Annotated in this window: 24 protein-coding genes and 1 tRNA gene; 3 read left to right on the top strand and 22 right to left on the bottom strand. The window is 64.7% G+C overall.

What is annotated here, in order from left to right:
- Nucleotides 1-9: 9 nt before the first annotated feature.
- The 22 genes from U4Z31_RS18035 to U4Z31_RS18140 form a co-directional block, all read right to left on the bottom strand.
- Nucleotides 10-306: a DUF2818 family protein gene (locus tag U4Z31_RS18035; RefSeq protein WP_044844656.1), complete on the bottom strand. Its 297-nt coding sequence runs from the start codon at nucleotides 304-306 to the stop codon at nucleotides 10-12.
- Nucleotides 306-1,760: an NADH-quinone oxidoreductase subunit NuoN gene (gene nuoN / locus U4Z31_RS18040; protein WP_193759852.1), complete on the bottom strand. Its 1,455-nt coding sequence runs from the start codon at nucleotides 1,758-1,760 to the stop codon at nucleotides 306-308. Before nuoN ends, U4Z31_RS18035 begins: the two co-directional genes overlap by 1 nt.
- Nucleotides 1,761-1,796: 36 nt before the next feature.
- Entirely contained in the window at nucleotides 1,797-3,287 is a 1,491-nt protein-coding gene (locus U4Z31_RS18045; RefSeq protein ID WP_044844658.1) for an NADH-quinone oxidoreductase subunit M, read from the bottom strand.
- A gap of 18 nt (nucleotides 3,288-3,305) precedes the next feature.
- Nucleotides 3,306-5,363, bottom strand: coding sequence for an NADH-quinone oxidoreductase subunit L (gene nuoL, locus U4Z31_RS18050; RefSeq protein WP_124487230.1), 2,058 nt, complete (start codon nucleotides 5,361-5,363; stop codon nucleotides 3,306-3,308).
- Between the two features lie 17 nt (nucleotides 5,364-5,380).
- Entirely contained in the window at nucleotides 5,381-5,686 is a 306-nt protein-coding gene (gene nuoK / locus U4Z31_RS18055) for an NADH-quinone oxidoreductase subunit NuoK (RefSeq protein ID WP_004185739.1), read from the bottom strand.
- An 18-nt stretch (nucleotides 5,687-5,704) separates the two neighbouring features.
- Nucleotides 5,705-6,355, bottom strand: a complete 651-nt coding sequence (locus tag U4Z31_RS18060; protein WP_044844660.1) for an NADH-quinone oxidoreductase subunit J — start codon at nucleotides 6,353-6,355, stop codon at nucleotides 5,705-5,707.
- A 114-nt stretch (nucleotides 6,356-6,469) separates the two neighbouring features.
- Entirely contained in the window at nucleotides 6,470-6,958 is a 489-nt protein-coding gene (gene nuoI, locus U4Z31_RS18065; RefSeq protein WP_011885529.1) for an NADH-quinone oxidoreductase subunit NuoI, read from the bottom strand.
- 15 nt (nucleotides 6,959-6,973) lie between these two features.
- A complete protein-coding gene (gene nuoH, locus U4Z31_RS18070) occupies nucleotides 6,974-8,041 on the bottom strand; it encodes an NADH-quinone oxidoreductase subunit NuoH (RefSeq protein ID WP_044844661.1) in 1,068 nt (355 codons plus the stop codon).
- A complete protein-coding gene (nuoG, locus tag U4Z31_RS18075) occupies nucleotides 8,042-10,372 on the bottom strand; it encodes an NADH-quinone oxidoreductase subunit NuoG (RefSeq protein WP_321810985.1) in 2,331 nt (776 codons plus the stop codon).
- An 84-nt stretch (nucleotides 10,373-10,456) separates the two neighbouring features.
- The gene (gene nuoF, locus U4Z31_RS18080) at nucleotides 10,457-11,767 is read right to left on the bottom strand and encodes an NADH-quinone oxidoreductase subunit NuoF (RefSeq protein WP_321810986.1); all 1,311 of its coding nucleotides are present in this window, start codon (nucleotides 11,765-11,767) and stop codon (nucleotides 10,457-10,459) included.
- Nucleotides 11,764-12,249 carry an NADH-quinone oxidoreductase subunit NuoE gene (gene nuoE / locus U4Z31_RS18085; RefSeq protein ID WP_006478266.1) on the bottom strand — a complete coding sequence of 162 codons (486 nt, stop codon included), beginning with the start codon at nucleotides 12,247-12,249 and terminating at the stop codon, nucleotides 11,764-11,766. The genes nuoF and nuoE overlap by 4 nt, the downstream gene beginning before the upstream one ends.
- A gap of 180 nt (nucleotides 12,250-12,429) precedes the next feature.
- The gene (locus U4Z31_RS18090; protein ID WP_044844663.1) at nucleotides 12,430-13,683 is read right to left on the bottom strand and encodes an NADH-quinone oxidoreductase subunit D; all 1,254 of its coding nucleotides are present in this window, start codon (nucleotides 13,681-13,683) and stop codon (nucleotides 12,430-12,432) included.
- 9 nt (nucleotides 13,684-13,692) lie between these two features.
- Nucleotides 13,693-14,295 carry an NADH-quinone oxidoreductase subunit C gene (locus U4Z31_RS18095; RefSeq protein WP_044844664.1) on the bottom strand — a complete coding sequence of 201 codons (603 nt, stop codon included), beginning with the start codon at nucleotides 14,293-14,295 and terminating at the stop codon, nucleotides 13,693-13,695.
- A 21-nt stretch (nucleotides 14,296-14,316) separates the two neighbouring features.
- Complete coding sequence (locus U4Z31_RS18100) at nucleotides 14,317-14,796, bottom strand: NuoB/complex I 20 kDa subunit family protein (protein ID WP_006398799.1); 480 nt, start codon at nucleotides 14,794-14,796, stop codon at nucleotides 14,317-14,319.
- Between the two features lie 62 nt (nucleotides 14,797-14,858).
- Nucleotides 14,859-15,218: an NADH-quinone oxidoreductase subunit A gene (locus U4Z31_RS18105; RefSeq protein ID WP_006398798.1), complete on the bottom strand. Its 360-nt coding sequence runs from the start codon at nucleotides 15,216-15,218 to the stop codon at nucleotides 14,859-14,861.
- A gap of 154 nt (nucleotides 15,219-15,372) precedes the next feature.
- Nucleotides 15,373-15,457 (bottom strand) — tRNA-Leu (locus U4Z31_RS18110).
- Nucleotides 15,458-15,568: 111 nt separating this feature from the next.
- Nucleotides 15,569-15,949 (bottom strand): preprotein translocase subunit SecG, encoded by a 381-nt coding sequence (secG, locus tag U4Z31_RS18115; RefSeq protein WP_282505630.1) that lies wholly within the window; start codon nucleotides 15,947-15,949, stop codon nucleotides 15,569-15,571.
- A 72-nt stretch (nucleotides 15,950-16,021) separates the two neighbouring features.
- Nucleotides 16,022-16,777: a triose-phosphate isomerase gene (gene tpiA / locus U4Z31_RS18120; protein WP_124522488.1), complete on the bottom strand. Its 756-nt coding sequence runs from the start codon at nucleotides 16,775-16,777 to the stop codon at nucleotides 16,022-16,024.
- Between the two features lie 140 nt (nucleotides 16,778-16,917).
- Nucleotides 16,918-17,937, bottom strand: a complete 1,020-nt coding sequence (locus U4Z31_RS18125; RefSeq protein ID WP_044844666.1) for an NAD(P)H-quinone oxidoreductase — start codon at nucleotides 17,935-17,937, stop codon at nucleotides 16,918-16,920.
- Between the two features lie 143 nt (nucleotides 17,938-18,080).
- Nucleotides 18,081-20,228: a polyribonucleotide nucleotidyltransferase gene (gene pnp, locus U4Z31_RS18130; protein WP_044844667.1), complete on the bottom strand. Its 2,148-nt coding sequence runs from the start codon at nucleotides 20,226-20,228 to the stop codon at nucleotides 18,081-18,083.
- Between the two features lie 291 nt (nucleotides 20,229-20,519).
- Complete coding sequence (gene rpsO, locus U4Z31_RS18135; protein WP_006398792.1) at nucleotides 20,520-20,789, bottom strand: 30S ribosomal protein S15; 270 nt, start codon at nucleotides 20,787-20,789, stop codon at nucleotides 20,520-20,522.
- Between the two features lie 117 nt (nucleotides 20,790-20,906).
- Nucleotides 20,907-22,166 (bottom strand): branched-chain amino acid ABC transporter substrate-binding protein, encoded by a 1,260-nt coding sequence (locus tag U4Z31_RS18140; protein WP_321811045.1) that lies wholly within the window; start codon nucleotides 22,164-22,166, stop codon nucleotides 20,907-20,909.
- Nucleotides 22,167-22,356: 190 nt separating this feature from the next.
- Here U4Z31_RS18140 and U4Z31_RS18145 point away from each other — a divergent pair, with 190 nt between their 5' ends.
- The 3 genes from U4Z31_RS18145 to U4Z31_RS18155 all read left to right on the top strand — a co-directional run bounded on the left by U4Z31_RS18145 (nucleotide 22,357) and on the right by U4Z31_RS18155 (nucleotide 25,484).
- Nucleotides 22,357-22,869: a hypothetical protein gene (locus U4Z31_RS18145; protein WP_321810987.1), complete on the top strand. Its 513-nt coding sequence runs from the start codon at nucleotides 22,357-22,359 to the stop codon at nucleotides 22,867-22,869.
- A 386-nt stretch (nucleotides 22,870-23,255) separates the two neighbouring features.
- Complete coding sequence (locus U4Z31_RS18150; RefSeq protein ID WP_321810988.1) at nucleotides 23,256-23,897, top strand: carbonic anhydrase; 642 nt, start codon at nucleotides 23,256-23,258, stop codon at nucleotides 23,895-23,897.
- A gap of 36 nt (nucleotides 23,898-23,933) precedes the next feature.
- Nucleotides 23,934-25,484: a SulP family inorganic anion transporter gene (locus U4Z31_RS18155; protein ID WP_321810989.1), complete on the top strand. Its 1,551-nt coding sequence runs from the start codon at nucleotides 23,934-23,936 to the stop codon at nucleotides 25,482-25,484.
- The last annotated feature ends 28 nt before the right edge of the window (nucleotides 25,485-25,512 follow it).

A 25,512-nucleotide genomic window follows, 5' to 3' on the forward strand; every position in this document is an offset into this window, starting at 1 on the left:
CCGAAGCCGTCAGCGTCGTTTGACGAGATACTGGAACGTGAAGCCGGGAAACGCGAACACGACAAAGAGACTGAACGTGATCGCGTAAAACTGCCAGCCCTGTTCGAAGCGGTTGCCGGCGCGCGACTCGAGCCAGAAGCCGAGCGCGCCGACGACGAAATACAGCACGATCAGCTCGCCGATCCGAACCCACGCGTTCTTCTTCGTCGCACCGATCGGCACGACGGCGAAGAGGCGTTGGTTCAGGAACGGCAGGTTGGCGCAGACGAGCGCCAACAGCACGATGAACCAGCCGGCTGCCGACATTACAGCGGCAGCGTGTGACGAATCGCCTGCAGGCAGGCCGTCAGCAGCGGGCTCGGGATCAGGCCGAGCACGACGACCGCGAGGCCGTTCAGCACGAGGATCGTGCGCTTGCAGAAATCGCCGGTGACCGGAGCCGTATCCTGCGGTGCATCGAAGTACATCAGCTTGACGATGCGCAGGTAGTAGAACGCGCCGAACAGCGACGTGATCACGGCCAGCACGGCCAGCCACGTGAGGCCCGCATTGACGGTCGCCTCGAGCACCGCGAGCTTCGCGTAGAAGCCGACGGTCGGCGGGATACCTGCCAGCGAGAACATCATGACCATCATCACGAACGCGAACACCGGGCTGCGCTTGTTGAGGCCCTTGAAATCGTCGATCGTTTCCGCTTCGAAATCGCGGCGTGCGAGCAGCATCACCACGCCGAACGAGCCGAGCGTCGTGATCAGGTAGACGATCGCGTAGAACATCGCCGAGCTGTACGCGTTCGCCGGTGCGGCCGCGTCGCCCTTCACGATGCCGGCGAGCAGGCCGAGCAGCACGAAGCCCATGTTCGAGATCGCCGAATACGCGAGCATCCGCTTGATGTTGCGCTGGACGATGCCGGTGATGTTACCGACGATCAGCGACAGCGCGGCGAGGATCACGAGCGCGGTCTGCCAGTTCTGTGCGAGCGGCAGCAGGCCCATCACCAGGAAACGCAGGCCCCACGCGAACGCGGCAACCTTCGGGCCGCCGCCGACGAACAGCGTCATCGCGGTCGGTGCGCCCTGGTAGACGTCCGGCACCCACATGTGGAACGGCACGGCGCCGAGCTTGAACGCGATACCGGCGACGATGAAGATCACGCCGAACATCAGCACGGCTGCGTCGGTGTTGCCGCCGACCGCCTTGTACACCTCGCCCAGCTCGAGCGAGCCGGTCGCGCCGTAGAGCATCGAGATGCCGTACAGCACGAAGCCCGACGCGAGCGCGCCCAGCACGTAGTACTTCATCGCGGCTTCGCTCGACTGCGCGGCATCGCGGCGCAGCGCGATGACGGCGTACAGCGACAGCGACATCAGTTCGAGGCCGAGGTACAGCGTCAGGAAGTTGTTGCCCGACACCATCACCAGCTGACCGAGCAGCGAGAACATGCCCAGCAGGAACACGTCGCCGCGGAACATGTCGCGGTCTTCGAGGTACTTGCGCGAATAGACGAGCGAGACCGCGAAGCCGATCGACACGACGGCCTTCATCATGCTCGCGAACGAGTCGACGACGACCATCCGCGAGAAGAAGTAGTACGGCTGCGGGTCGAGCGCCTGCACCGCGAACCACACGCCGGCGACGACCGACGAAACCACCGCGATCAGATAGGTCAGGCGGCGGCCAGCGGCACCGGTAAAGGTGTCGTTCAGCCATGCGACGACGATGGCGACCATCACCAGCGCGTCAGGCAACAGGACATTCATAGGAGCGTTCATGATCTTGAGTTCCTCCGCTCGCGATTACTGGGCCAGCGGCAGCTTCGACTGCGCGACTTGGGAGAGGAGGTTTTCCACGGAAACGTGCATCACGTCGGTGAAAGGCTTCGGATACAGGCCCATCAGCATCGTGAACGCGGCGAGCACTGCCAGCATCACGAATTCGCGACGGCCGATGTCCTTCAGCTTGGCAACGTGATCGTTCGCGACCGCGCCGAAGTACACGCGCTTGTACATCCACAGCGTGTAGGCCGCGCCGAGGATCAGCGTGAATGCCGCGCCGAATGCGATCCAGAAGTTGTACTGGACGGCCGCGAGAATCACCATGAACTCGCCGACGAAACCCGAGGTGCCCGGCAGGCCGCAGTTGGCCATCGAGAACAGCATCGCGAATGCCGCGAACTTCGGCATCACGTTCACGACGCCGCCGTAATCGGCGATCTGGCGCGAGTGCACGCGGTCGTACAGCACGCCGATGCACAGGAACATCGCGCCCGACACGAAGCCGTGCGAGATCATCTGGACGATCGCGCCTTCGACGCCGAGCTGGTTGAAGATGAAGAAGCCGAGCGTGACGAAGCCCATGTGCGCGATCGACGAATACGCGACCAGCTTCTTCATGTCGGCCTGCACCATCGCGACGAGACCGATGTAGATCACCGCGATCAGCGACAGCGTGATCACGACCGGTGCCAGGAAGTGGCTTGCGTCAGGCGTGATCGGCAGCGAGAAGCGCAGGAAACCGTATGCGCCGAGCTTCAGCATGATCGCCGCCAGCACGACCGAACCGCCCGTCGGCGCTTCCACGTGCGCGTCCGGCAGCCAGGTGTGCACCGGCCACATCGGCACCTTCACCGCGAACGCGAGGAAGAAGGCGATGAACAGCAGGATCTGCGGCGTCATCGCGATCTTGGCGCCCTGCCACGTCGCGAGGTCGAACGAATGCGTCTGCGTGTACAGGTAGATCAGCGCGACCAGCATCAGCAGCGAGCCGGCCAGCGTGTACAGGAAGAACTTGAATGCCGCATACACGCGGTTCGGGCCGCCCCACACGCCGATGATGATGTACATCGGGATCAGGGTCGCCTCGAAGAACACGTAGAACAGCAGGCCGTCAGCGGCCGAGAACACGCCGATCATGATCCCGGACAGGATCAGGAAGGCCGCGAGGTACTGCGCAACGTTCTCGGTGATCACTTCCCAAGCGGCGATCACGACGATCACCGTGATCAGCGCGGTCAGCACGACGAACCACATCGAGATGCCGTCGACGCCGAGGTGGTACGAGATCTTGAAGCGTTCGATCCAGGTCGACTGCTCGACGAACTGCAGCGCAGCCGTGCTCGAGTCGAAGCCCGTGATCAGCGGGACCGTGACCGCGAGACCGAGCAGCGAGCCGATCAGCGCGACCCAGCGGGCCGTCCCCGGATTTTTGTCGTTACCTACCGCGAGTACCAGGAGGCCGAAAACGATCGGCAACCAGATCGCGGTACTGAGAATCGGAAAAGCGTGCATTGTTCTTGTCCCCTCGCCTTATTTGCCGCCGAGCGTTACAAACAGGGTCAGGAGCCCCAGCATGCCGATGATCATGGCGAACGCGTAGTGATAGATGTAACCGGATTGGAGGAAGCGGATCACGCCGGCGAACCAGCCGATGAACTTGGCGCTGCCGTTGACGAGGCCGTCGATCACGACGACGTCGCCTTCCTTCCACAGGCCGCGGCCGATCGCCACCGAACCACGGGCGAACACCACTTCGTTGATCTTGTCCATGTAGTACTTGTTGTCGAGCAGCGTGTAGATCGGGCCGAACGCGCGGCGGATCACGGCAGGCAGCTCAGGACGCTTCAGGTACAGGAACCACGCGACCACGACGCCGGCAATCGCGAGCCACAACGGCAGCGTCGTCAGCGAGTGCAGGCCCATCGCGGCCCAGCCGTGGAATTCCTTGCCCAGCTCTTCGAGGCCCGGGTGGTTTTCGCCGATGAAGATCACCTTGTCGAAGGCCACGCCATGTTCGAAGAAGCTGCCGTACAGCATCGGGCCGATCGCGATCGCACCGATGATGACCGACGGAATCGCGAGCAGCACGAGCGGCAGCCACACGACCCACGGGGTCTCGTGCGGTTCGTGCGCGTGGTCGTCGTGACCGTGGCCGTGGCCGTGATCGTCGTGGCCGTGCGCGGCCGCCATGCCCATCGGCGATTCAGGATGCTTCGGGTTGCGGAAGCGCTCTTCGCCGTGGAACACGAGGAAGTACATGCGGAACGAGTACAGCGCCGTCACGAACACGCTTGCGACCACGGCGAAGTACGCGAAGCCCGAACCCGCGAGATGCGATTCCTTCACGGCCTCGATGATCGAATCCTTCGAGTAGAAGCCCGAGAAGAACGGCGTGCCGATCAGTGCGAGCGAGCCGATCAGCGACGTGATCCACGTGATCGGCATGTACTTGCGCAGGCCGCCCATGTTGCGGATGTCCTGGTCGTGGTGCATGCCGATGATCACCGAGCCCGCGCCGAGGAACAGCAGCGCCTTGAAGAACGCGTGCGTCATCAGGTGGAACAGCGCGACCGGGTACGCGGATACGCCGAGCGCGACGGTCATGTAGCCGAGCTGCGACAGCGTCGAATACGCGACCACGCGCTTGATGTCGTTCTGGATGATGCCGAGGAAACCCATGAACAGCGCCGTGATCGCGCCGATCACCGTGATGAACGACAGCGCGGTATCCGACAGTTCGAACAGCGGCGACATGCGCGACACCATGAAGATGCCGGCGGTCACCATCGTCGCCGCGTGAATCAGCGCGGAGATCGGGGTCGGGCCTTCCATCGAGTCGGGCAGCCACACGTGCAGCGGGAACTGTGCCGATTTACCCATCGCGCCGATGAACAGGCAGATACAGGCGACGGTCAGCAGGCCCCAGTCGGTGCCCGGGAAGTGCAGGCTGGCGAGCTCGGCACGCTTCGCGAACACTTCGCCGTAGTTCATCGAACCCGCGAACGCGAGCAGCAGGCCGATGCCGAGCAGGAAGCCGAAGTCGCCCACGCGGTTCACGAGGAACGCCTTCATGTTCGCGTAGATCGCGCTCTCACGCGTGAAGTAGAAGCCGATCAGCAGGTACGACACCAGACCCACCGCTTCCCAGCCGAAGAACAGCTGCAGGAAGTTGTTGCTCATCACGAGCATCAGCATCGAGAACGTGAACAGCGAGATGTACGAGAAGAAGCGCTGGTAGCCGTCCTCTTCCTGCATGTAGCCGATCGTGTAGACGTGCACCATCAGCGACACGAAGGTCACGACGACCATCATCATCGCCGTCATCGAATCGACGAGGAAGCCGACTTCGAGCTTCAGCGAGCCGACCCGCATCCATTCGTAGACGGTCGCGTTGAAGCTCGCGCCGCCCATCACGACGTCGGCGAAGACTTTCGCCGACAGGAGGAACGCGATCATTACGCCGAGGATCGTGATCCGGTGTGCGCCCTTGCGCCCGACTGCGTTCCCGAACAGCCCCGCAATCAGCGAGCCGGCCAGCGGAGCGAGCGGAATCGCCAGCAGCAGGTTTTCATTGAGTGTCGTTGACATAACAGCGTTGCCTGAAATTAACCTTTGAGCTGATCGAGATCCTCGACATTGATCGTGTCGAGCTTACGGAACAGGGTCACCAGAATCGCGAGACCGATCGCGGCTTCCGCTGCGGCGACGGTCAGCACGAAGAACACGAAGATCTGGCCGTGCACGTCGCCGAGGTAGTGCGAGAACGCGACGAAGTTGGTGTTCACCGCCAGCAGCATCAGCTCGATCGCCATCAGGATGATGATGATGTTGCGGCGGTTCAGGAAGATCCCGACGATCGCGATCGCAAAGAGGATCGCGCCGAGCACGAGGTAATGAGCAAGAGTCAGCATGGTTTTCCTTTCCTCCGCTTAGCCGTTGGTGCTCGTACCGGCTTCGCTCTGCGCCGTTTCCGGCTGCGGCTTGTCCGCTTCCATCTTCACGAGGCGCACGCGGTCGTCGCGGCGCACCTTGACCTGATCCGACACGCGCTGGCGCTTGCTGTCCTTGCCCTTGCGCTCGGTCAGCCCGATCGCGGCGATGATCGCGACCAGCAGCACCAGGCCGGCGATTTCAAACGCGAAGATGTAGTCGGTGTAGATCACCTTGCCGATCAGACGCGTGTTCGACCAGTCGGCCATCGCGCCCGTCGCCATCGCGTGCACGGTGTGCGTGTCGCCGTAGCCGCGCCACAGGATCAGCGCAGTCTCGACCACGATGATCGCGCCGACGACGGTCGCCATCGGCACGAAGCGCTTGAAGTCGCGGCGCAGGTAATCGATGTTGATGTCCAGCATCATCACGACGAACAGGAACAGCACCATCACGGCGCCCACGTACACCAGCACCAGCAGGATCGCGAGGAACTCCGCTTCCAGCAGCATCCAGATCGCGGCGGCGTTGAAGAACGCCAGCACAAGGAAAAGCGCAGACGCCACCGGGTTGCGCGAAGTGATCACCTTCAGCCCTGATACCACCAGGAGCAGCGCGAAGATGTAGAACAGTACGGTCGTGAATTCCATGATTACCGGTTCATCGTTAGGCCATAGTCAGGCGCGGCTTGCGGGACGCTCTCGCGTGCCGCACCCGTCGCGGCGGCTCGGCCCGTTCATGCCGGGCCGGCACTGCAAACACAATCAACGATACGGCGCGTCGGCAGCCTTCGCCGCAGCGATGTCCTTCTCGTAGCGATCGCCCACCGCGAGCAGCATTTCCTTCGTGAAATACAGGTCGCCGCGCTTTTCGCCGTGATATTCGAGAATCTGCGTCTCGACGATCGAATCGACCGGGCAGCTTTCTTCGCAGAAACCGCAGAAGATGCACTTCGTCAGGTCGATGTCGTAGCGCGTCGTGCGGCGCGTGTTGTCCGCGCGCGTTTCCGATTCGATCGTGATCGCCATCGCGGGGCACACGGCCTCGCAGAGCTTGCACGCGATGCAGCGCTCTTCGCCGTTTTCGTAGCGGCGCAGCGCATGCAGCCCGCGGAAACGCGGCGAAATCGGGGTCTTCTCTTCCGGGAACTGCACGGTGAACTTGCGCCGGAACGTGTAACGACCGGTCAGCGCGAGCCCCTTCAGCAGCTCCGTCAGGAAGAAGGTCTTAAAGAAGTGTTGGATTGCCGTCATGATTTCGTCCGATCTTTACTTCACCCAGATGTTGAGCGGCGACATCATCCAGAAGCCGACCACGACCACCCAGATCACCGTGACGGGCAGGAACACCTTCCAGCCCAGACGCATGATCTGGTCGTAACGGTAGCGCGGGAACGTCGCGCGCACCCAGATGAACACCGACAGCAGCGCGAATACCTTCAGCACCAGCCAGAAGATGCCCGGAATGAACGACAGGAATTCGAACGGTGCGTCCCAGCCGCCGAGGAACAGCGTCGAGGCCAGTGCCGAGATCACGATCATGTTGATGTACTCGGCGAGGAAGAACAGCGCGAACGCCATGCCCGAGTAATCGATCATGTGACCCGCGACGATCTCCGACTCCCCTTCCACCACGTCGAACGGGTGACGGTTCGTTTCGGCGATGCCGGACACGAAGTAGACGACGAACGCCGGCAGCAGCGGCAGCCAGTTCCACGACAGGAAGTTCACGCCGTGGCCGGCGAAGAAACCGTGCTGCTGCGAGCCGACGATTTCCGACAGGTTCAGGCTGCCGGCCGTCATCAGCACGAGCACCAGCGCGAAGCCCATCGAGATTTCGTACGAGACCATCTGCGCCGCGGCGCGCATCGCGCCGAGGAACGCGTACTTCGAGTTCGATGCCCAGCCGGCGAGAATCACCGCGTACACGCCGATCGACGAGATCGCCATCGCGTACAGCAGGCCCGCGTTCACGTTCGCGAGCACGGCTTCGGCCTGGAACGGGATCACCGCCCACACGGCGAACGCCGGCACGACGGTCATGACCGGCGCGATCAGGTACAGCCAGCGGCTGGCGGCGCTCGGCTGAATCACTTCCTTCAGCAGCAGCTTCAGCACGTCGGCGATCGGCTGCAGCAGGCCGGCGGGGCCGACGCGGTTCGGGCCGAGACGCACGTGCATCCAGCCGATCAGCTTGCGTTCCCACAGAATCAGGTACGCGACGCACAGCAGGATGACGACGGAGACGACGAGGATGCGCACGATTGCCCACACCGTCGGCCACGCGACGCCGAGAACCTGGGCGCCGCCCGCGTTGATCGTATCGAACAAGCTCATTTACGCCTTCTCCACCACCAGTTCACCGGACAGGCTGCCGAGCGCTGCGCCGGCAGGCGTTGCCGCCGACACGCGAACGACCGTCTCCGCAAGATTCGCGTCGCGCACGGCCGGCAACTGCACCGCACGCTCGCCCTGGCGCACGCGCACCGCGTCGCCTTCCTTCAAGCCCAGCTTGTCGAACAGCGCGGCCGGCAGGGCTGCGGCGTTCGCTACCTTCGCGGCGGCCGTCAGGTGCAGCGCACCTGCGCGGCGCACGAGTGCGTCGGCATGATAGATCGGCACGTCGGCGAGGCGCTCGAAGCCGCCGTTCGCGGCCGTTGCCGCGACGCGGGCCGGTGCGGCCGACGCCTGGTTCGACAGACGGTTCGCGACGCCTGCGTCGCCGAGCGCCGCGAGACGCACTTCTTCCGCCGTTTCGTATTCGAAGTTCGGCAGACCGAGCAGGCTGCCGAGCACGCGCAGCACCTTCCACGCCGGACGCGTGTCGCCGAGCGGGCGCACGACGCCGTTGAAGCTCTGCACCGAGCCTTCCGCGTTCACGTACGTACCGGCCGTTTCCGTGAACGGCGCGATCGGCAGCAGCACGTCGGCGTAATCGAGGCCGTGCTTGAACGGCGACATCACGACGACCGTCTCGGCCTGGTTCAGCGCGGCAAGCGCCTGCGCCGGATCGGCCGTGTCGAATTCCGGTTCGACGTTCAGCAGCACGTAACCCTTGCGCGGCTGCGCGAACGCTTCGCGTGCGTTCAGGCCGCCTTCGCCCGGCAGTGCGCCGACGACGTGCGCGCCGACCGTGTTCGCCGCTTCCGTCAGGAAGCCGAACGTGGCGCCGGTGTTGTCGGCGATCCACTGTGCGACGGCGTGCAGCTTCGCGAATTGCGGATGACGGACGGCTGCGTTGCCGAGCAGCACCGCGCGGCGCTCGCCGTTCACGAGCGACTGGGCGACCGCTTGCGCAGCCGGCGATGCGGCGACGCCCGCGAGCGCGTCCGGCAGCGCGACGCCGCGCAGTTGCGCGACGGCTGCGGCCACGCCGGCCAGTTCGTCGAGCCATGCCGACGGCGCGGCGACGATGCGCTTCGCGGTCGGGATCAGCGAGTCGTCGGCGGTCGCGTGCAGGAAGTGCAGCTTCGCGCCGTTCTTCGCGGCCTGGCGCAGGCGTGCGGCGAACAGCGGGTGGTCACGGCGCAGGAACGAACCGACGACGAACGCGGCATCCACGTTCGACAGGTCGGCGATCGGCATGCCGAGCCACGGTGCGCCGTGGACCGGCGCCGAGAAATCCTGCTGACGCAGACGGAAGTCGACGTTCGGCGTCTTCAGTTCGTTGGCGAGCTGCTTCACGAGGAACAGCTCTTCAGCGGTGCTGTGCGCGCTCGCGAGCATCGCCAGCGCATTCGCGCCGTGATCCGCGGCGATGCCCTTCAGGCCCTTCGCGACGTATTCGAGCGCGGTCTGCCAGTCGGTTTCGATCCACTGGCCGCCCTGCTTCAGCATCGGCTTCGTCAGGCGCTCTTCGCTGTTCAGGCCTTCGTACGAGAAACGATCCTTGTCCGAGATCCAGCATTCGTTGATCGCTTCGTTCTCGAACGGCAGCACGCGCATCACGCGGTTGTTCTTCACCTGCACGACGAGGTTCGCGCCGACGGAATCGTGCGGGCTCACCGACTTGCGGCGCGACAGTTCCCACGTACGGGCGCTGTAGCGGAACGGCTTGCTGGTCAGCGCGCCGACCGGGCACAGGTCGATCATGTTGCCCGACAGTTCGGAGTCGACCGTCTTGCCGACGAACGTCGTGATTTCCGAGTGCTCGCCGCGGCCCAGCATGCCGAGCTCCATCACGCCGGCGACTTCCTGGCCGAAGCGGACGCAGCGCGTGCAGTGGATGCAGCGCGACATTTCTTCCATCGAGATCAGCGGGCCCACGTTCTTGTGGAACACCACGCGCTTCTCTTCCGAGTAGCGCGACGACGACTTGCCGTAGCCGACCGCCAGATCCTGCAGCTGGCATTCGCCGCCCTGATCGCAGATCGGGCAGTCGAGCGGATGGTTGATGAGGAGGAATTCCATCACCGACTGCTGCGCCTTCACGGCCTTGTCGGACTGCGTGTGCACGATCATGCCGGCCGACACGGGCGTCGCGCAGGCAGGCACGGCCTTCGGCATCTTCTCGACTTCGACGAGACACATCCGGCAGTTGGCCGCGACCGACAGTTTCTTGTGATAGCAGAAGTGAGGAATGTACGTATCCGCCTTGTGCGCAGCCTGGATCACCATGCTGCCTTCGGGCACCTCGACCTTCTTGCCGTCTATTTCAAGTTCAACCATGATGGTGAATGGTCCTTAACCTATTTCCGCCCGTTCGCGCCTTCGCCCGACCGTGCGCTCAAATTCCGCAACCGGTGCTTCGCTTCAGGCTGCCGCCGCGTGCGCGTGGCCGCCGACCATGCAGTGCTTGTGCTCGACGTGGTACGCGAATTCGTCCCAGTAATGCTTGAGCATCCCGCGAACCGGCATCGCCGCCGCATCGCCGAGCGCGCAGATCGTGCGGCCCATGATGTTCTCGGCAACCGAGTTCAGCAGGTCCAGATCCTCCTGGCGGCCTTCGCCGTGCTCGATACGATTCACGACGCGATACAGCCAGCCGGTGCCTTCACGGCACGGCGTGCACTGGCCGCACGATTCCTCGTAGTAGAAGTACGACAGGCGCAGCAGCGAACGCACCATGCAGCGCGTCTCGTCCATCACGATCACCGCGCCGGAGCCGAGCATCGAGCCCGCCTTCGCGATCGAGTCGTAATCGAGATCGGTCTGCATCATGATGTCGCCCGGGATCACCGGCGCCGACGAGCCGCCCGGAATCACGGCCTTGATCTTGCGGCCGCCGCGCATCCCGCCGGCGAGCTCCATCAGCGTCGCGAACGGCGTGCCGAGCGGCACTTCATAGTTGCCCGGACGCTCGACGTCGCCCGACACCGAGAAGATCTTCGTGCCGCCGTTGTTCGGCTTGCCGATCTCGAGGTAATTCTGCGGCCCGATGGACAGCAGGAACGGCACCGCGGCGAACGTCTCGGTGTTGTTGATCGTGGTCGGCTTGCCGTACACGCCGAAGCTCGCCGGGAACGGCGGCTTGAAGCGCGGCTGGCCCTTCTTGCCTTCGAGCGATTCGAGCAGCGCCGTTTCCTCGCCGCAGATGTACGCGCCGTAACCGTGGTGCGCGTGCAGCTGGAACGAGAATTCCGAGCCCATGATGTTGTCGCCGAGGAAACCCGCGGCGCGCGCCTCATCGAGCGCGGCCTCGAAGCGTCGATACACTTCGAAGATTTCGCCGTGAATGTAGTTGTAGCCGACGGTGATGCCCATCGCGTACGCGCCGATGGCCATGCCTTCGATCAGCGCATGCGGGTTCCAGCGCAGGATGTCGCGATCCTTGAACGTGCCCGGCTCGCCTTCGTCCGAGTTGCAGACGAGGTACTTCTGTCCCGGGAACTGGCGCGGCATGAAGCTCCACTTCAGGCCGGTCGGGAAGCCCGCACCGCCACGGCCACGCAGGCCCGACGCCTTCACGTCGGCAATCACCTGCTCCGGCGGAACCTTTTCTTCGAGAATGCGGCGCAGCTGCTTGTAGCCGCCGCGCGCAACGTAGTCTTCGAGATGCCAGTTCTCGCCGTTCAGACCAGCGAGGATCAGCGGTTTGATGTGACGGTCGTGGAGGGACGTCATTTCGAGAGCTCCTCAAGCAGCTGGTCGATCTTCTCGCGGCTCATGAAGCTGCACATTCTGTGATTGTTCACCAGCAGCACCGGCGCATCGCCGCACGAGCCCATGCATTCGCCTTCCTTCAGCGTGAACTTGCCGTCGGGCGTGGTTTCGCCGAAGCCGATGCCCAGCTTCTGTTTCAGGTAGTCGGCAGTCGCTTCCGCGCCGCCGTGCGGGCCAAGCTGGCACGGCAGGTTCGTGCAGAGCGTGATCTTGTGCTTGCCGACCGGTTTGAGCTCGTACATCGTGTAGAACGTCGCGACTTCCTGCACGGCGACGGCCGGCATGCCGAGATAGTCCGCGACGAACTGCATCAGTTCGGGCGACAGCCAGCCGTGCTCTTCCTGAGCGACGGCCAACGCCGACATCACGGCGGACTGTTTCTGATCGGCGGGATACTTCGTCAACGCTCGATCGATTTCCTTCAGGCCTTCAGCTGAGATCATTTTCAGACACGACTCTTTCAATTCCTACCGAACGAACAACCTGCCGCACTGCTGTGCATGGACGGCAGACCTGGCGCTCACTGTTGACAGCTTGCGAAGCTGCGCCGGCTCGGCGCATACCGCATGTGACTTCGCGTGTGACTGACTGCTCGCCGCCCGCTCGCGCAGGCGGCGCAACCATTAGCGATCGATTTCGCCGAACACGATGTCCTGCGTACCAATGATCGTGACGGCGTCGGCAATCATGTGACCGCGCGCCATTTCGTCGAGCGACGCGAGGTGCGCGAAGCCCGGTGCGCGGATCTTGAGGCGATACGGCTTGTTGGCACCGTCCGACACGAGGTAGATGCCGAACTCGCCCTTCGGATGCTCGACTGCCGCGTACGCCTCGCCTTCCGGCACATGGAAACCTTCGGTGAAGAGCTTGAAGTGGTGAATCAAGTCTTCCATGTTGGTCTTCATGCCGACGCGCGACGGCGGCGCAACCTTGTGATTGTCGGTCATCACCGGGCCCGGATTCTTGCGGAGCCACTCAATACACTGTTTCGCGATACGGACCGACTGGCGCATTTCTTCGACGCGCACCAGATAGCGGTCGTAGCAATCGCCGTTCACGCCGACCGGCACGTCGAAATCCATGCGGTCGTACACTTCGTACGGCTGCTTCTTGCGCAGGTCCCAGGCGATGCCCGAGCCGCGCAGCATCGGGCCCGTCAGGCCCATCTGCAGCGCACGCTCCGGGCTGACGACGCCGATCCCGACCAGGCGCTGTTTCCAGATCCGGTTGTCGGTCAGCAGCGTTTCGTATTCGTCGACGCACTTCGGGAAGCGCGTGAAGAAGTCGTCGATGAAGTCGAGCACCGAGCCGCTGCGCGCTTCGTTCATCTTCGCGAGCGCCTTCTCGTTGCGAATCTTCGACGCCTTGTATTGCGGCATTGCGTCAGGCAGGTCGCGATAGACGCCGCCCGGACGGTAGTACGCCGCGTGCATCCGGGCACCGGACACCGCTTCGTACACGTCCATCAGGTCTTCGCGCTCGCGGAATGCGTACAGGAACACGGCCATCGCGCCGACGTCGAGTGCGTGCGCGCCGATCCACATCAGGTGGTTCAGCACGCGGGTGATCTCGTCGAACAGCACGCGGATGTACTGCGCGCGCTCCGGCACGTCGATGCCGAGCAGGCGCTCGATCGCGAGCACGTAGCCGTGCTCGTTGACCATCATCGACACGTAGTCGAGACGGTCCATGTACGGCACGGACTGGATGAAGGTCTTGCTTTCCGCGAGCTTTTCGGTCGCGCGGTGCAGCAGGCCGATGTGCGGATCGGCACGCTGGATGACTTCGCCGTCGAGCTCGAGCACCAGGCGCAGCACGCCGTGCGCTGCCGGGTGCTGCGGGCCGAAGTTGAGGGTGTAGTTCTTGATTTCTGCCATGACGCCCCCTTAATGTTTCAGACCGCCATAGCGATCCTCGCGGATCACGCGCGGCGTGATTTCGCGCGGCTCGATCGTCACCGGCTGGTAGACGACCCGCTTCTCTTCCGGGTCGTAACGCATTTCGACATAGCCCGACACCGGGAAGTCCTTGCGGAACGGATGGCCGATGAAGCCGTAGTCGGTGAGGATGCGGCGCAGGTCGGGGTGACCCTCGAACACGAGGCCGTACAGGTCGAACGCTTCGCGCTCGTACCAGTTTGCGGAGGTCCAGATGTCGACGAGCGACGCCACGATCGGCAGATCGTCGTCCGGCGCGAACACGCGCAGGCGCAGGCGCCAGTTGTTCGTGACCGACAGCAGCTGCGACACGGCCGCGAAACGCGGGCCGTCGTAGGCGCCGTCGCCGTACGTTTGATAGTCGATGCCGCACAGGTCGATCAGCTGCTCGAAACGGAGCTTCGGATCGTCGCGCAGCGTCTTTGCGACTTCGAGGTAATCGCTCGCCTTCACGACGAGCGTCAGTTCACCGATCGCTTCGGTGAGGCTCACCACGCGCGCGCCGAGCGCGGCTTCGAGGTTGGCCTTGAGGGTCTCGATTTTGCTTGCCATATTGAGGGGACGCTCGGGGCTTTATTGACGGGCGATGGTGTTGGTGCGGCGGATCTTCGCCTGAAGCTGGATCACGCCGTAGACCAGCGCCTCGGCCGTGGGCGGACAGCCCGGCACGTAGACGTCGACCGGCACGATCCGGTCGCAACCGCGGACCACCGAGTACGAGTAGTGGTAGTAGCCACCACCGTTCGCGCACGACCCCATCGAGATCACCCAGCGCGGCTCGGCCATCTGGTCGTACACGCGGCGCAGTGCGGGCGCCATCTTGTTGCACAGCGTGCCGGCGACGATCATCACGTCCGACTGACGCGGGCTCGGACGGAACACGACCCCGAACCGGTCCAGGTCGTAACGGGCCGCGCCCGCATGCATCATCTCGACGGCGCAACACGCGAGCCCGAACGTCATCGGCCACAGCGAGCCGGTACGCGTCCAGTTGATCAGCTTGTCAGCCGTCGTGGTGACAAACCCTTCCTTCAAGACCCCTTCGATACTCATTTGCTTTCCACTCCAGACGAGCGGCCCAGCGTGGCCGCCCATGCAAACCGGCGATTAACCCATCACTCCCAGTCGAGGCCGCCTTTCTTCCAGATATAGGCAAAGCCCAGCAGGAATTCGAGCAGAAAAATCATCATTGCGATGAAACCCGGCCAGCCGATGTCCCGGAGCGCGACGCCCCACGGAAACAGGAATGCGGTTTCGAGATCGAAGATGATGAACAGGATGGCGACGAGGTAGTACCGGACGTCGAATTTCATCCGGGCGTCTTCAAAGGCTTCGAAGCCGCACTCGTACGGTGCGTTCTTCTCGACGTCCGGCTTGTTGGGACCAAGGAGCTTGCCGATGCTGACCAGCGCTATACCTAAACCAGTGCCCACGAGGAGGAACAACAAGACGGGGTAATAGGCTGCGAGGTTCAAGGCAATCCTCTATCGGTTGGTTCTGAGCGTCCGGAGAATACCACTTCCGGCGGAAGGAATCATTTCGGAGTGCGTGCAATCACAAGACAATCGCAAGGCACACCCCACAAATGAAAAATGCCAGCCACTAGAAGCGGCTGGCATTGAGTAACTTTGGTGCCGACGGCGAGACTCGAACTCGCACAGCTTTCGCCACTACCCCCTCAAGATAGCGTGTCTACCAATTTCACCACGTCGGCACTGCATGCAACTCGGGTTGTACTGCTCGTTTCCCGCGAATCGCTTCAAGAATTAAATTCTAACCCGAGTTCCAGATTTGTTCAACGCACAACCGCAAAAAATTTAACTTTTTATTTCGGGACGTCCTGGCCCGGCGCGCTTGCGGCCGACCCCGCAACCGCGGCGGACGCCGCGACTGCCGGTGCCGATGCTGCAGGTGCCGATGCCGGCGCGGTCGCTGCCGCGCCGAGCACGCCGGCCGACGGCGTCGACTTGTACGAACCGAGATACGTCAGTGCGAGCGTCGCGACGAAAAAGATCGTCGCGAGAATGCCCGTCGTGCGCGACAGAAAGTTCGCGGAGCCGGTCGCACCGAACAGGCTGCCCGACGCGCCGCTGCCGAATGCAGCACCCATGTCGGCACCCTTGCCGTGCTGGAGCAGCACCAGCCCGATCACACCCAGTGCAGACAGTACCTGCACGACAATAATCAGCGTCTTGAATAACAGCATCACACCCACCCGATTGGATCAGGCGACCGGACCGACCGGCCGCCATCATGGTTCAATTCGACCCCGGACCGCTCAACGCGCGGCCCGGCAGATCGCCAGGAAATCTTCCGCCTTCAGCGACGCGCCGCCGATCAGGCCGCCGTCGATGTCCGGCTGTGCGAACAGCTCTTCCGCGTTGTCCGGCTTCACGCTGCCGCCGTACAGCACCGATACGTCCGCCGCCCCCTTCGCCGCGAGACGCGCACGCAGGAATGCGTGTACGTCCTGCGCCTGCGCCGACGTCGCGCTCTTGCCCGTGCCGATCGCCCAGACCGGCTCGTACGCGACGACGATGCGCGCCGCTTCGTCGGCCGTCAGCACGGCCAGCACGGCGTCGAGCTGTGCACCGACCACCTGCTCGGTCGCACCCGCTTCGCGCTCGTCGAGCGTTTCACCGACGCACACGACGGGCGTGAGGCCTGCCGCGAGCGCGCGCTGCGTCTTCGCAGCGACGGTTTCGCTGCGCTCGCCGTGATACGCGCGGCGCTCCGAGTGACCGACGATCGCATACTGCGCGCCGAACTCCGCCACCATCGCGGCCGCCACTTCACCGGTGAACGCGCCCTGCTCGTGCGCGGACACGTCCTGCGCGCCGAACGCGACACGGCCGCCGGCGAGCTGCGCCTGAACCTGCGCGAGATACGGGAACGGCACGCACACGCCGATCGACGTCTCGGCCGCCACCGCGCCTGCGCCCTGCACCACTTCGTTCAGCAACGCCTGGTTGCCGGCCAGCCGGCCGTGCATCTTCCAGTTGCCGATCACTCGCTTCGTTCGTTGTTTCGACATCGTGTCTGTCTCGTCACTATCTTGTCATTAACGCACCGGAAACCGGCCGTCAGGTTGGATCTGGCGAAGCAAACCCGCGATTTTACTGCGCGCGGCTTGAACCGGTCAAACCGCGCATGTCAAGTCCGGCCGCACGGCCGTCAGGTGGTCGTACCCCAATCGAGCACGATCTTGCCGATGTGCTCGCCGCTTTCCATCAGCGCATGCGCCTGCGCGGCCTCGCCGGCCGGCAGCACGCGGTAGATCACGGGCTTGATGCGGCCGTCCGCGAGCAGCGGCCAGACGCGCGCCTTCAGCTGTGCGGCGATGCGCGCCTTGAATTCGACCGGACGCGGACGCAGTGTCGAGCCCGTCACCGTCAGCCGGCGGCGCAGGATCTCGTTCAGGTTGACCTCGGCCTTCGCCCCGCCGAGCAGCGCGATCAGCACGAGGCGACCGCCATCCGCGAGCGCGGACAGTTCGCGCGGCACGTACGAGCCCGCGACCATGTCGAGGATCACGTCGACGCCGCGATCGTGCGTCAGCGACTTGACGACCTCGACGAAGTCCTCGGTCTTGTAGTTGATCGCGCGCTCGGCGCCGAGCGCCTCGCATGCCCGGCATTTGTCGGCATTCCCGGCCGTCGCGAACACGCGATAGCCGAGCGCGTGCGCGATCTGGATCGCCGTCACGCCGATCCCGCTCGAGCCGCCCTGCACGAGCAGCGTTTCCTGCTCGCCGCCCTCGCCCGCGCCGAGCAGCGCGCGGTCGAACACGTTGCTCCACACCGTGAAGAACGTTTCAGGCAGCGATGCGGCTTCGATGTCGGTCAGCCCGTCGGGAACCGGCAGGCATTGCGGCAGCGGCGCGACCGCGTACTCGGCGTAGCCGCCGCCCGCGAGCAGCGCGCAGACGCGATCGCCCAGCTTCAGGCCGAACGGGTTCAGCGCCGCATCCGACAGGTCGCCGCCGACGATCTCGCCCGCGACCTCGAGGCCCGGCAGATCCGATGCCCCCGGCGGCGGCGCATAGGCGCCCTTGCGCTGGAATACGTCGGGCCGGTTCACGCCGGAAGCCGCCACCTTGATCAGCACTTCGCCGCGCTTCGGTTCGGGGCGCGGACGCTCCGCGAGCTTCAGCACGTCGGGGGCGCCGAATTCGGTGATTTCGATGGCTTGCATGGTGGTCGCTCCAGGATCGGAATCGGGTGGCGCACCCGTGCGCGGCACGGGCGCCTCGCCGGCGCTGCTGCGCCGCACAACGATGCTACAGAAAAAACGGCCGGCACGCTTTCGCACTGCCGGCCGTTCTCACGCCTGTCCGCTTACTGCTGCGGCGGCGTATCCGAATGCGACGCCGCCGCTGCTTCGTTCAGCAGCGCCTTCGCCGACAGACGCACGCGACCCTTCTCGTCCGTCTGGATCACCTTGACCTTCACCTGCTGGCCTTCCTTCAGGTAGTCGTTGATGTCCTTCACGCGCTCGTTGACGATTTCCGAGATGTGCAGCAGGCCGTCCTTGCCCGGCAGCAGGTTCACGATCGCGCCGAAATCGAGCAGCTTGAGCACCGTGCCTTCGTACACCTGGCCGACTTCGATCTCGGCCGTGATTTGCTCGATGCGCTTCTTCGCTTCGGCCATGCCTTCGCTGTTCGTGCTCGCGATCGTCACGACGCCGTCATCCGAGATGTCGATGGTCGTGCCGGTTTCTTCGGTCAGCGCGCGAATCACCGAACCGCCCTTGCCGATCACGTCGCGGATCTTTTCCGGGTTGATCTTGATCGTGATCATGCGCGGCGCGAATTCCGACAGTTGCGTGTTCGCACCCGAGACCGCCGACGTCATCTTGCCGAGGATGTGCATGCGGCCTTCCTTCGCCTGCGCGAGCGCGACCTGCATGATTTCCTTCGTGATGCCCTGGATCTTGATGTCCATCTGCAGCGCCGTCACGCCTTGCTCCGTGCCGGCCACCTTGAAGTCCATGTCGCCGAGGTGATCTTCGTCGCCGAGGATGTCGGTCAGCACCGCGAACTTGTTGCCTTCGAGGATCAGGCCCATCGCGATGCCCGCGACGTGCGCCTTCATCGGCACGCCGGCGTCCATCAGCGCGAGGCAGCCGCCGCACACCGATGCCATCGACGACGAACCGTTCGATTCGGTGATTTCCGACACGACGCGGATCGAATAGCCGAATTCGTCGGCGCTCGGCAGGCACTTGACCAGCGCGCGCTTCGCGAGACGGCCGTGGCCGATTTCACGACGCTTCGGCGAGCCGACGCGGCCCGTTTCGCCGGTCGCGAACGGGGGCATGTTGTAGTGGAGCATGAAGCGCTCGCGGTATTCGCCTTCGAGCGCGTCGATGATCTGCTCGTCACCCTTCGTGCCGAGCGTCGCGACGACGAGCGCCTGCGTTTCGCCACGCGTGAACAGCGCCGAACCGTGGGTGCGCGGCAGCACGCCGGTGCGGATCTCGATCGGACGCACGGTGCGCGTGTCGCGACCGTCGATGCGCGGCTCGCCGTTCAGGATCTGCGAACGGACGATCTTCGCTTCGATGTCGAACAGGATGTTGCCGACGGTCGCCTTGTCGGCCGCGACCGTGCCGGCCGCCAGCGCGTCTTCCTCGAGCTTCGCCGAGGTTGCCGCGTAGACTTCCTTCAGCTTCGTCGAACGCGCTTGCTTGTCGCGCAGCTGGTAAGCGGCGAGCAGGTCGCCGTGCGCCAGTTCCGTCACGCGCGCGATCAGCGCTTCGTTCTTCGGTGCCGGCTGCCAGTCCCACTCGGGCTTGCCGCCTTCGCGCACGAGTTCGTGGATCGCGTCGATCGCCGTCTGCATCTGCTCGTGGCCGAACACGACCGCGCCCAGCATCACGTCTTCCGGCAACTGGTCGGCTTCCGATTCGACCATCAGCACCGCGCGCTCCGTACCGGCGACGACGAGGTCGAGGCTCGATGCCTTGATCTGGTCACGCGTCGGGTTCAGCACATAGGCGTTGTCGATGTACGCGACGCGCGCGGCACCGACCGGACCGTTGAACGGCAGGCCCGACACGGCGAGCGCGGCCGATGCGCCGATCAGCGCGGGGATGTCCGCCGGGATTTCCGGGTTCACGGACAGCACGTGGATCACGACCTGGACTTCGTTGTAGAAGCCTTCCGGGAACAGCGGGCGCAGCGGACGGTCGATCAGGCGCGACGTCAGCGTCTCGTGTTCCGACGGACGGCCTTCGCGACGGAAGAAGCCGCCCGGAATCTTGCCGGCCGAGTAGGTCTTCTCGAGGTAGTCGACGGTCAGCGGGAAGAAGTCCTGACCCGGCTTCGCCGACTTCGCGCCGACGACGGTGGCCAGCACGACGGTGTCTTCCACGTCGACGATCACGGCACCGCTCGCCTGGCGGGCGACTTCACCGGTTTCGAGGCGCACCTTGTGCTGGCCCCACTGGAATTCCTTCACGACCTTGTTGAACATGGACATGGTTGCTCCTTTGAATTCATTCATTTCATTCGCCGTGCGGGCCATCCCGCGCGGCGGCGTCCCGACCGAATCACCCGGAGCAAGGTGTGTTTTTTATGCCATTCCAGCACGCCGCTCGACGAGCGGCGCGCTGGAATGACACAAATCCCGACCCCGGTATCAGCCGTTCCGGCAGCCCGGCACCCACGTGCCGGACGACCTGCGGTGCGCGTGACGCTACGCACCGCGCAAAAACAAAATGCCTGCATCAGCGGACTGACACAGGCATCTTGCTGGCGGCAATCGCCTCGATTACTTACGCAGACCCAGCTTCTCGATCAGCGCGCGGTAACGGTCGGCATCCTTGCCCTTGAGGTAGTCGAGCAGCTTGCGGCGGCGGCTCACCATGCGCAGCAGGCCGCGGCGGCTGTGGTGATCCTTCGCGTGGGTCTTGAAGTGACCCGTCAGTTCGACGATACGTGCGGTCAGCAGTGCGACCTGGACTTCGGGCGAACCCGTGTCGTTGGTACCGCGGGCGAACTGAGCAACGACTTCCGACTTCTTGATATCTGCAACAGACATGAGATTTCCTTTGTTTCCTACTGGCTAACTAACAGGCGGACACGGAAGAATGGCCGTGCCGTGACTTACAACCGGCGGGCATTGTAGCACAACTGCACGCCGTTCCATCGCCTCCTGTCACGGGCGCGTCATCGAGCAGGTCGACGGCATCTGCGTGCGCTGCGCGGGCACCGCGAGGACGGTCCGGAAACCGTATCCCGAGCCCTCGTTGTCGAAGCGCACGCCCGGCGTGCCGGCCTTGTCCATTTCCATCACGTAAAGGGGCTGGATCAACTGGTGATCCTGCGCCCGCATCGACGACGCGTGGAAGCCGTCGTCGAGCGACAGCCCTTCGAGCGCGCGCGCCACTGCGACGGGGTCGGACGAGCCGGCGCGATTCATCGCCGCCGCGAGCATCTCGATCATCAGGCTCATCCGTCGCACCGGATAGTCGTCCGGGGCAGCGGGAAAACGGGTCCGAAACGCGCGGTAGAACGCGTCCGATTGCGCGCCGCCCGCGTTCGGATGCCAGTCCGCGACGGCGACCACCCGGCCCACGCCCGCATCGCCGAGCGCGGCCGGCGCGCCGAGGCTGTTGCCATAGAACGTATAGAACTTCGCGTTCAGCCCCTGCTCGCGTGCAGCCTTCACGAGCAGCGTGAGGTCGTTGCCCCAGTTGCCGGTCACGACGGCGTCCGCGCCGCTTGCGCGGATCTTCGCGATGTACGGCGAGAAATCCTTGATGCGGCCGATCGGGTGGAATTCGTTGCCGGCGATCGTCACGTCGGGGCGCCGCTCGGCCAGCGCCTGCCGCGCCAGCGCGCTGACGTCGTGGCCGAAGCTGTAGTCCTGGTTCAGCAGGTAGACCTTGCGCAGCGGGCGGTCGCGCGCCATCACGTCCGCCAGCGCGGCCATCCGCATCCCCGCGTGCGCGTCGAAGCGGAAATGCCAGAAGCTGCAGCGCGCACCGGTCAGCGCCGGATCGTCGGCCGAATAGTTGAGGAACAGCATCCGGCTGTCCGGATTGCGCGCGTTCAGCTTGTCGAGCGCCGCGACGAGCGCGGCCGCGACCGCCGAGCTGTTGCCCTGCGCGACGAAACCGATGTGCCGGTCCGCCGCTGCGCGCAACTGCACCAGCGCCTCCTCCGGGCTGCCCTTGCTGTCGAGCACGACGAGTTCGAGTGGGTGCGCGCCATCACGCAGCTTCACGCCGCCCGCTGCGTTGACCCGCTCGACGCCGAAGCGCAGGTTGCGCTCGACGGCCGCGCCCGCGTTCGCGAACGGGCCCGACATCCCTTCGATCAGCGCGATCCGCACCGGCTCGCCTGCCGCGAACGCGGACGACGCCAGCATCCACCCGGCGCTCCATGCGAGCGCGTACCGTTTCCACAGCTGCATCGGCTCCCTGCCCTTCAACCTGTCCGAGAAGCGCGGATCATAGGACGCGGGCGGCGCCGGCCGCAAGCCCGGCGCGCAACGATAGCCCGACGACACCCGGCCGGCGATCCGCACCGATTTTTTCGGCACGATGCGCCGGCGCGCGCCGTCCGTGATACAACTGAACGGTTAGAGCGTTCTGGAGGATCCCATGCGCATTCGCATTCCCGCGCGCCTGCCGGTGCTGGTCGCCTGTGCGGCGGCGCTGCTCGCCGGCTGTGCGCAACCGTGGCAGCAATACCAGGCCGGCCAGGACGAGTCGGCGATCGTCGCGCGCATGGGCCCGCCGCGCGAGATCTACGACCTGCCCGGCGGCGGCAAGCGCCTGATGTGGCCGACCCAGCCGATGGGCGAGATCACGGTCGCGGCCGACGTCGACGCGGCCCACCGGATCGTCAACGTGCGCCAGGTGCTGCAGCCGAGCGAGTTCTATCGCGCGGATATCGGCAAGTGGACCAAGACCGACGTGCTCGTCAATTTCGGCCGCCCGGTCGAGACGTCCTACTTCCCGCTGATGAAGCGCGAGGTATGGACCTACCGCTATCTCGAAGACAACGTCTGGTACATGATGTACAGCTTCTACTTCGACCCGCAGGGCATCCTGCGCACCACGCAGAAAACACCGGACCCGCTGCACGATCCCGACCGCCGCAATCTGTTCTGATCGGATCGATTGCGCATTTACGCGCAATTTTCACAATGGCCATTCACGAATCGTTGCGTGAATGGCCATTTCATTTTTTCCGTCATATTCGATTAATTTCGAATTGAAGCAGCAATCCTTTCCGATCGAATATGCGCCCAAAGCATCGCGGCGAGCCCCGCGCCACGCGGCCGCCGGCGGGAAACAGGCATGCACGATACATGTCATGCGTTGCATTGGTGCATTCGGTGCACCTCGCCAGATCGAGTTGAAACAATTTGTATCATTGGCACCGGATGTTAGGGCATACCCCTAATATCGGATGAAATTGAACCTTTCAATTTAGAAAGCATCCTATTGCTCCACTTCGTCCGGTATTTGTTTGTCCTTATCAGAAAGGAGTCCTCATGAATCGCCCCAAGAGCATGCTGGTTGCCAACATCGCCTGGGCCCGCGAGACGCACGAGCACACGCCCGGTGTCTTCGACGCACTCGCGCGCGGCCAGAATCCGCGCGTGCTGTGGATCGGCTGCGCCGACAGCCGGGTGCCAGCCGAAACCATCACGCATTGCGTGCCCGGCGAGCTGTTCGTCCATCGCAACATCGCGAACCTGTTCCATCCCGACGACGACAATTCCGCGAGCGTGCTCGAGTACGCCGTGCGCGTGCTCGAAGTCGACCACGTGATCGTGTGCGGCCACTACGGATGCGGCGGGGTGCGCGCGTCGCTGCTGCCGCCGCCGGCCGACCTGCCGCACGTCGCGCGCCGCATCGCGCCGCTGTGCGCGCTTGCACGGCGCCATCGCGACACGCTCGACGGACTCGACGACACGGCCGCCGCCGACCGCCTGGCGGAACTCAACGTGCTCGAACAGGTGCGGCTGCTGCGCGCTTCGCCGATCGTGCATGGCCGGCAGCGGCCGCCGCTCGTGCACGGCTGGATCTTTTCGCTCGCCGACGGCCGCCTGAAGGAACTCGATTCCGGCTACACGACAGCGCCGGCCGAAGCCGAACCGGAGCATGCCGCCATGGCCGTCGCTCTCGGCTGATCTGCCCCTCCCTACGCCAATGAAATCACCCCAACCATGAAACTGAACGACCGCCTGTCCACCCTGCCGCGCGACATCGTCGCCGGCATCGTCGTGTTCCTCGTCGCGCTGCCGTTATGTCTCGGCATCGCCAATGCGTCCGGCGTCGAGCCGTTCGCCGGGCTCGTGTCCGGCATCGTCGGCGGGATCATCGTCGCGCTGTTGAGCGGCTCGTCACTGTCGGTCAGCGGGCCGGCCGCCGGCCTCGTCGTGATCGTCGTCGAAGGGATCGCGCAACTCGGCAGCTTTTCCGCGTTCCTGCTCGCGGTGCTGCTGTCCGGCGTGCTGCAGTTCGGCTTCGGCATGCTGCGCGCCGGCCGCTTCGCCGCGTACGTACCGTCGCCCGTCATCAAGGGCATGCTCGCGGCGATCGGCCTGCTGCTGGTCGTGAAGCAGATTCCGTTCGCATTCGGCATCGGCGGGCCGGCCGCGCAATCGTTTGCATCATGGCCCGGCCTGCCGACCGCCTGGGCCGCAACGGCCATCGCGCTCGCCTCGCTCGCGCTGCTGGTCGCGTGGGACACGCCCGCGCTCAAGCGCTTCGGCTGGGTACGCGCGGCGCCTGCGCCGCTCGCGGTCGTCGTGTTCGGCATCGGCGCGACGCTGGTGCTCGGCGTCGTTGCACCGTCGGTCGCGCCGGGCGCCGCGCATCGCGTCACGCTGCCGGAGCTCGAATCGTTCGCGGCGCTCGCGGCATCGCTGAAGCATGCCGAGCTCGGCCCGAACTTCGCGCAACTCGTCAATCCGGACGTGTGGCGCGTCGCGATCACCCTCGCGGTCGTCGCGAGCCTCGAGACGCTGCTGAGCCTGGAGGCGGTCGAACAGATCGATCCGAAGCGCCGGCCGACCCAGCCGGACCGCGAACTCAAGGCCCAGGGCGTCGGCAATCTCGTCGCGGGCGCGGTCGGCGGGCTGCCGATCACGTCGGTGATCGTGCGCAGTTCGGTCAACGTGAACGCGGGTGCCCAAAGCCGGATGTCGGCGATCGTGCACGGGATCCTGCTGCTCGCCAGCGTGTTCGCGCTCACCGGGCTGATCAACCTGATCCCGCTCGCGAGCCTCGCGGCGATCCTGATCCACACCGGCTTCAAGCTCGCGAAACCGGCGCTGTTCCGCTCGGTGCTGAAGCAGGGCCCGGCCGCGTTCGTGCCGTTCGCCGCGACGATCGCGGGCGTGCTGGCGGTCGACCTCCTGTTCGGCATCGCGCTCGGCCTCGCCTGCAGCGTGCTGGCGGTCGCGGTGGCGAACCTGAAGAGCCCCGTCACGCTCGCGCAGCACGACGACCACTTCCTGCTGTCGTTCCGCAAGGACGTGTCGTTCCTCGGCAAGGTGCAGGTCAAGCATCACCTGCGGCACATTCCGGACCGCGCGGCCGTGATCATCGACGCGACGCGCGCCGACTACATCGACCACGACGTGCTCGAACTGCTCGACGCGTTCATCGCCGATGCGCCGCGGCGCGGGATCGCGGTCGAATTCCGCCGCCGCAGCCCGGCGCCCCGCCCGGCCGCGCGCCGCTGGTCGTTCCGCGCGCCGGCCGCCGAATGAGCGGCGCATGAAAAACGCCCCGCGCGGC

This window comes from Burkholderia sp. BCC1985, assembly GCF_905339915.1.
Lineage (GTDB): Bacteria > Pseudomonadota > Gammaproteobacteria > Burkholderiales > Burkholderiaceae > Burkholderia.

Excerpts from the sequence above, each read along its gene's own strand:
- U4Z31_RS18035 (WP_044844656.1), bottom strand. The coding sequence starts at position 306 with ATGTCGGCAGCCGGCTGGTTCATCGTGCTGTTGGCGCTCGTCTGCGCC.
- nuoN (WP_193759852.1), bottom strand. The coding sequence starts at position 1,760 with ATGAATGTCCTGTTGCCTGACGCGCTGGTGATGGTCGCCATCGTCGTC.
- U4Z31_RS18045 (WP_044844658.1), bottom strand. The coding sequence starts at position 3,287 with ATGCACGCTTTTCCGATTCTCAGTACCGCGATCTGGTTGCCGATCGTT.
- nuoL (WP_124487230.1), bottom strand. The coding sequence starts at position 5,363 with ATGTCAACGACACTCAATGAAAACCTGCTGCTGGCGATTCCGCTCGCT.
- nuoK (WP_004185739.1), bottom strand. The coding sequence starts at position 5,686 with ATGCTGACTCTTGCTCATTACCTCGTGCTCGGCGCGATCCTCTTTGCG.
- U4Z31_RS18060 (WP_044844660.1), bottom strand. The coding sequence starts at position 6,355 with ATGGAATTCACGACCGTACTGTTCTACATCTTCGCGCTGCTCCTGGTG.
- nuoI (WP_011885529.1), bottom strand. The coding sequence starts at position 6,958 with ATGACGGCAATCCAACACTTCTTTAAGACCTTCTTCCTGACGGAGCTG.
- nuoH (WP_044844661.1), bottom strand. The coding sequence starts at position 8,041 with ATGAGCTTGTTCGATACGATCAACGCGGGCGGCGCCCAGGTTCTCGGC.
- nuoG (WP_321810985.1), bottom strand. The coding sequence starts at position 10,372 with ATGGTTGAACTTGAAATAGACGGCAAGAAGGTCGAGGTGCCCGAAGGC.
- nuoF (WP_321810986.1), bottom strand. The coding sequence starts at position 11,767 with ATGACGTCCCTCCACGACCGTCACATCAAACCGCTGATCCTCGCTGGT.
- nuoE (WP_006478266.1), bottom strand. The coding sequence starts at position 12,249 with ATGATCTCAGCTGAAGGCCTGAAGGAAATCGATCGAGCGTTGACGAAG.
- U4Z31_RS18090 (WP_044844663.1), bottom strand. The coding sequence starts at position 13,683 with ATGGCAGAAATCAAGAACTACACCCTCAACTTCGGCCCGCAGCACCCG.
- U4Z31_RS18095 (WP_044844664.1), bottom strand. The coding sequence starts at position 14,295 with ATGGCAAGCAAAATCGAGACCCTCAAGGCCAACCTCGAAGCCGCGCTC.
- U4Z31_RS18100 (WP_006398799.1), bottom strand. The coding sequence starts at position 14,796 with ATGAGTATCGAAGGGGTCTTGAAGGAAGGGTTTGTCACCACGACGGCT.
- secG (WP_282505630.1), bottom strand. The coding sequence starts at position 15,949 with ATGCTGTTATTCAAGACGCTGATTATTGTCGTGCAGGTACTGTCTGCA.
- tpiA (WP_124522488.1), bottom strand. The coding sequence starts at position 16,777 with ATGTCGAAACAACGAACGAAGCGAGTGATCGGCAACTGGAAGATGCAC.
- U4Z31_RS18125 (WP_044844666.1), bottom strand. The coding sequence starts at position 17,937 with ATGCAAGCCATCGAAATCACCGAATTCGGCGCCCCCGACGTGCTGAAG.
- pnp (WP_044844667.1), bottom strand. The coding sequence starts at position 20,228 with ATGTCCATGTTCAACAAGGTCGTGAAGGAATTCCAGTGGGGCCAGCAC.
- rpsO (WP_006398792.1), bottom strand. The coding sequence starts at position 20,789 with ATGTCTGTTGCAGATATCAAGAAGTCGGAAGTCGTTGCTCAGTTCGCC.
- U4Z31_RS18140 (WP_321811045.1), bottom strand. The coding sequence starts at position 22,166 with ATGCAGCTGTGGAAACGGTACGCGCTCGCATGGAGCGCCGGGTGGATG.
- U4Z31_RS18145 (WP_321810987.1), top strand. The coding sequence starts at position 22,357 with ATGCGCATTCGCATTCCCGCGCGCCTGCCGGTGCTGGTCGCCTGTGCG.
- U4Z31_RS18150 (WP_321810988.1), top strand. The coding sequence starts at position 23,256 with ATGAATCGCCCCAAGAGCATGCTGGTTGCCAACATCGCCTGGGCCCGC.
- U4Z31_RS18155 (WP_321810989.1), top strand. The coding sequence starts at position 23,934 with ATGAAACTGAACGACCGCCTGTCCACCCTGCCGCGCGACATCGTCGCC.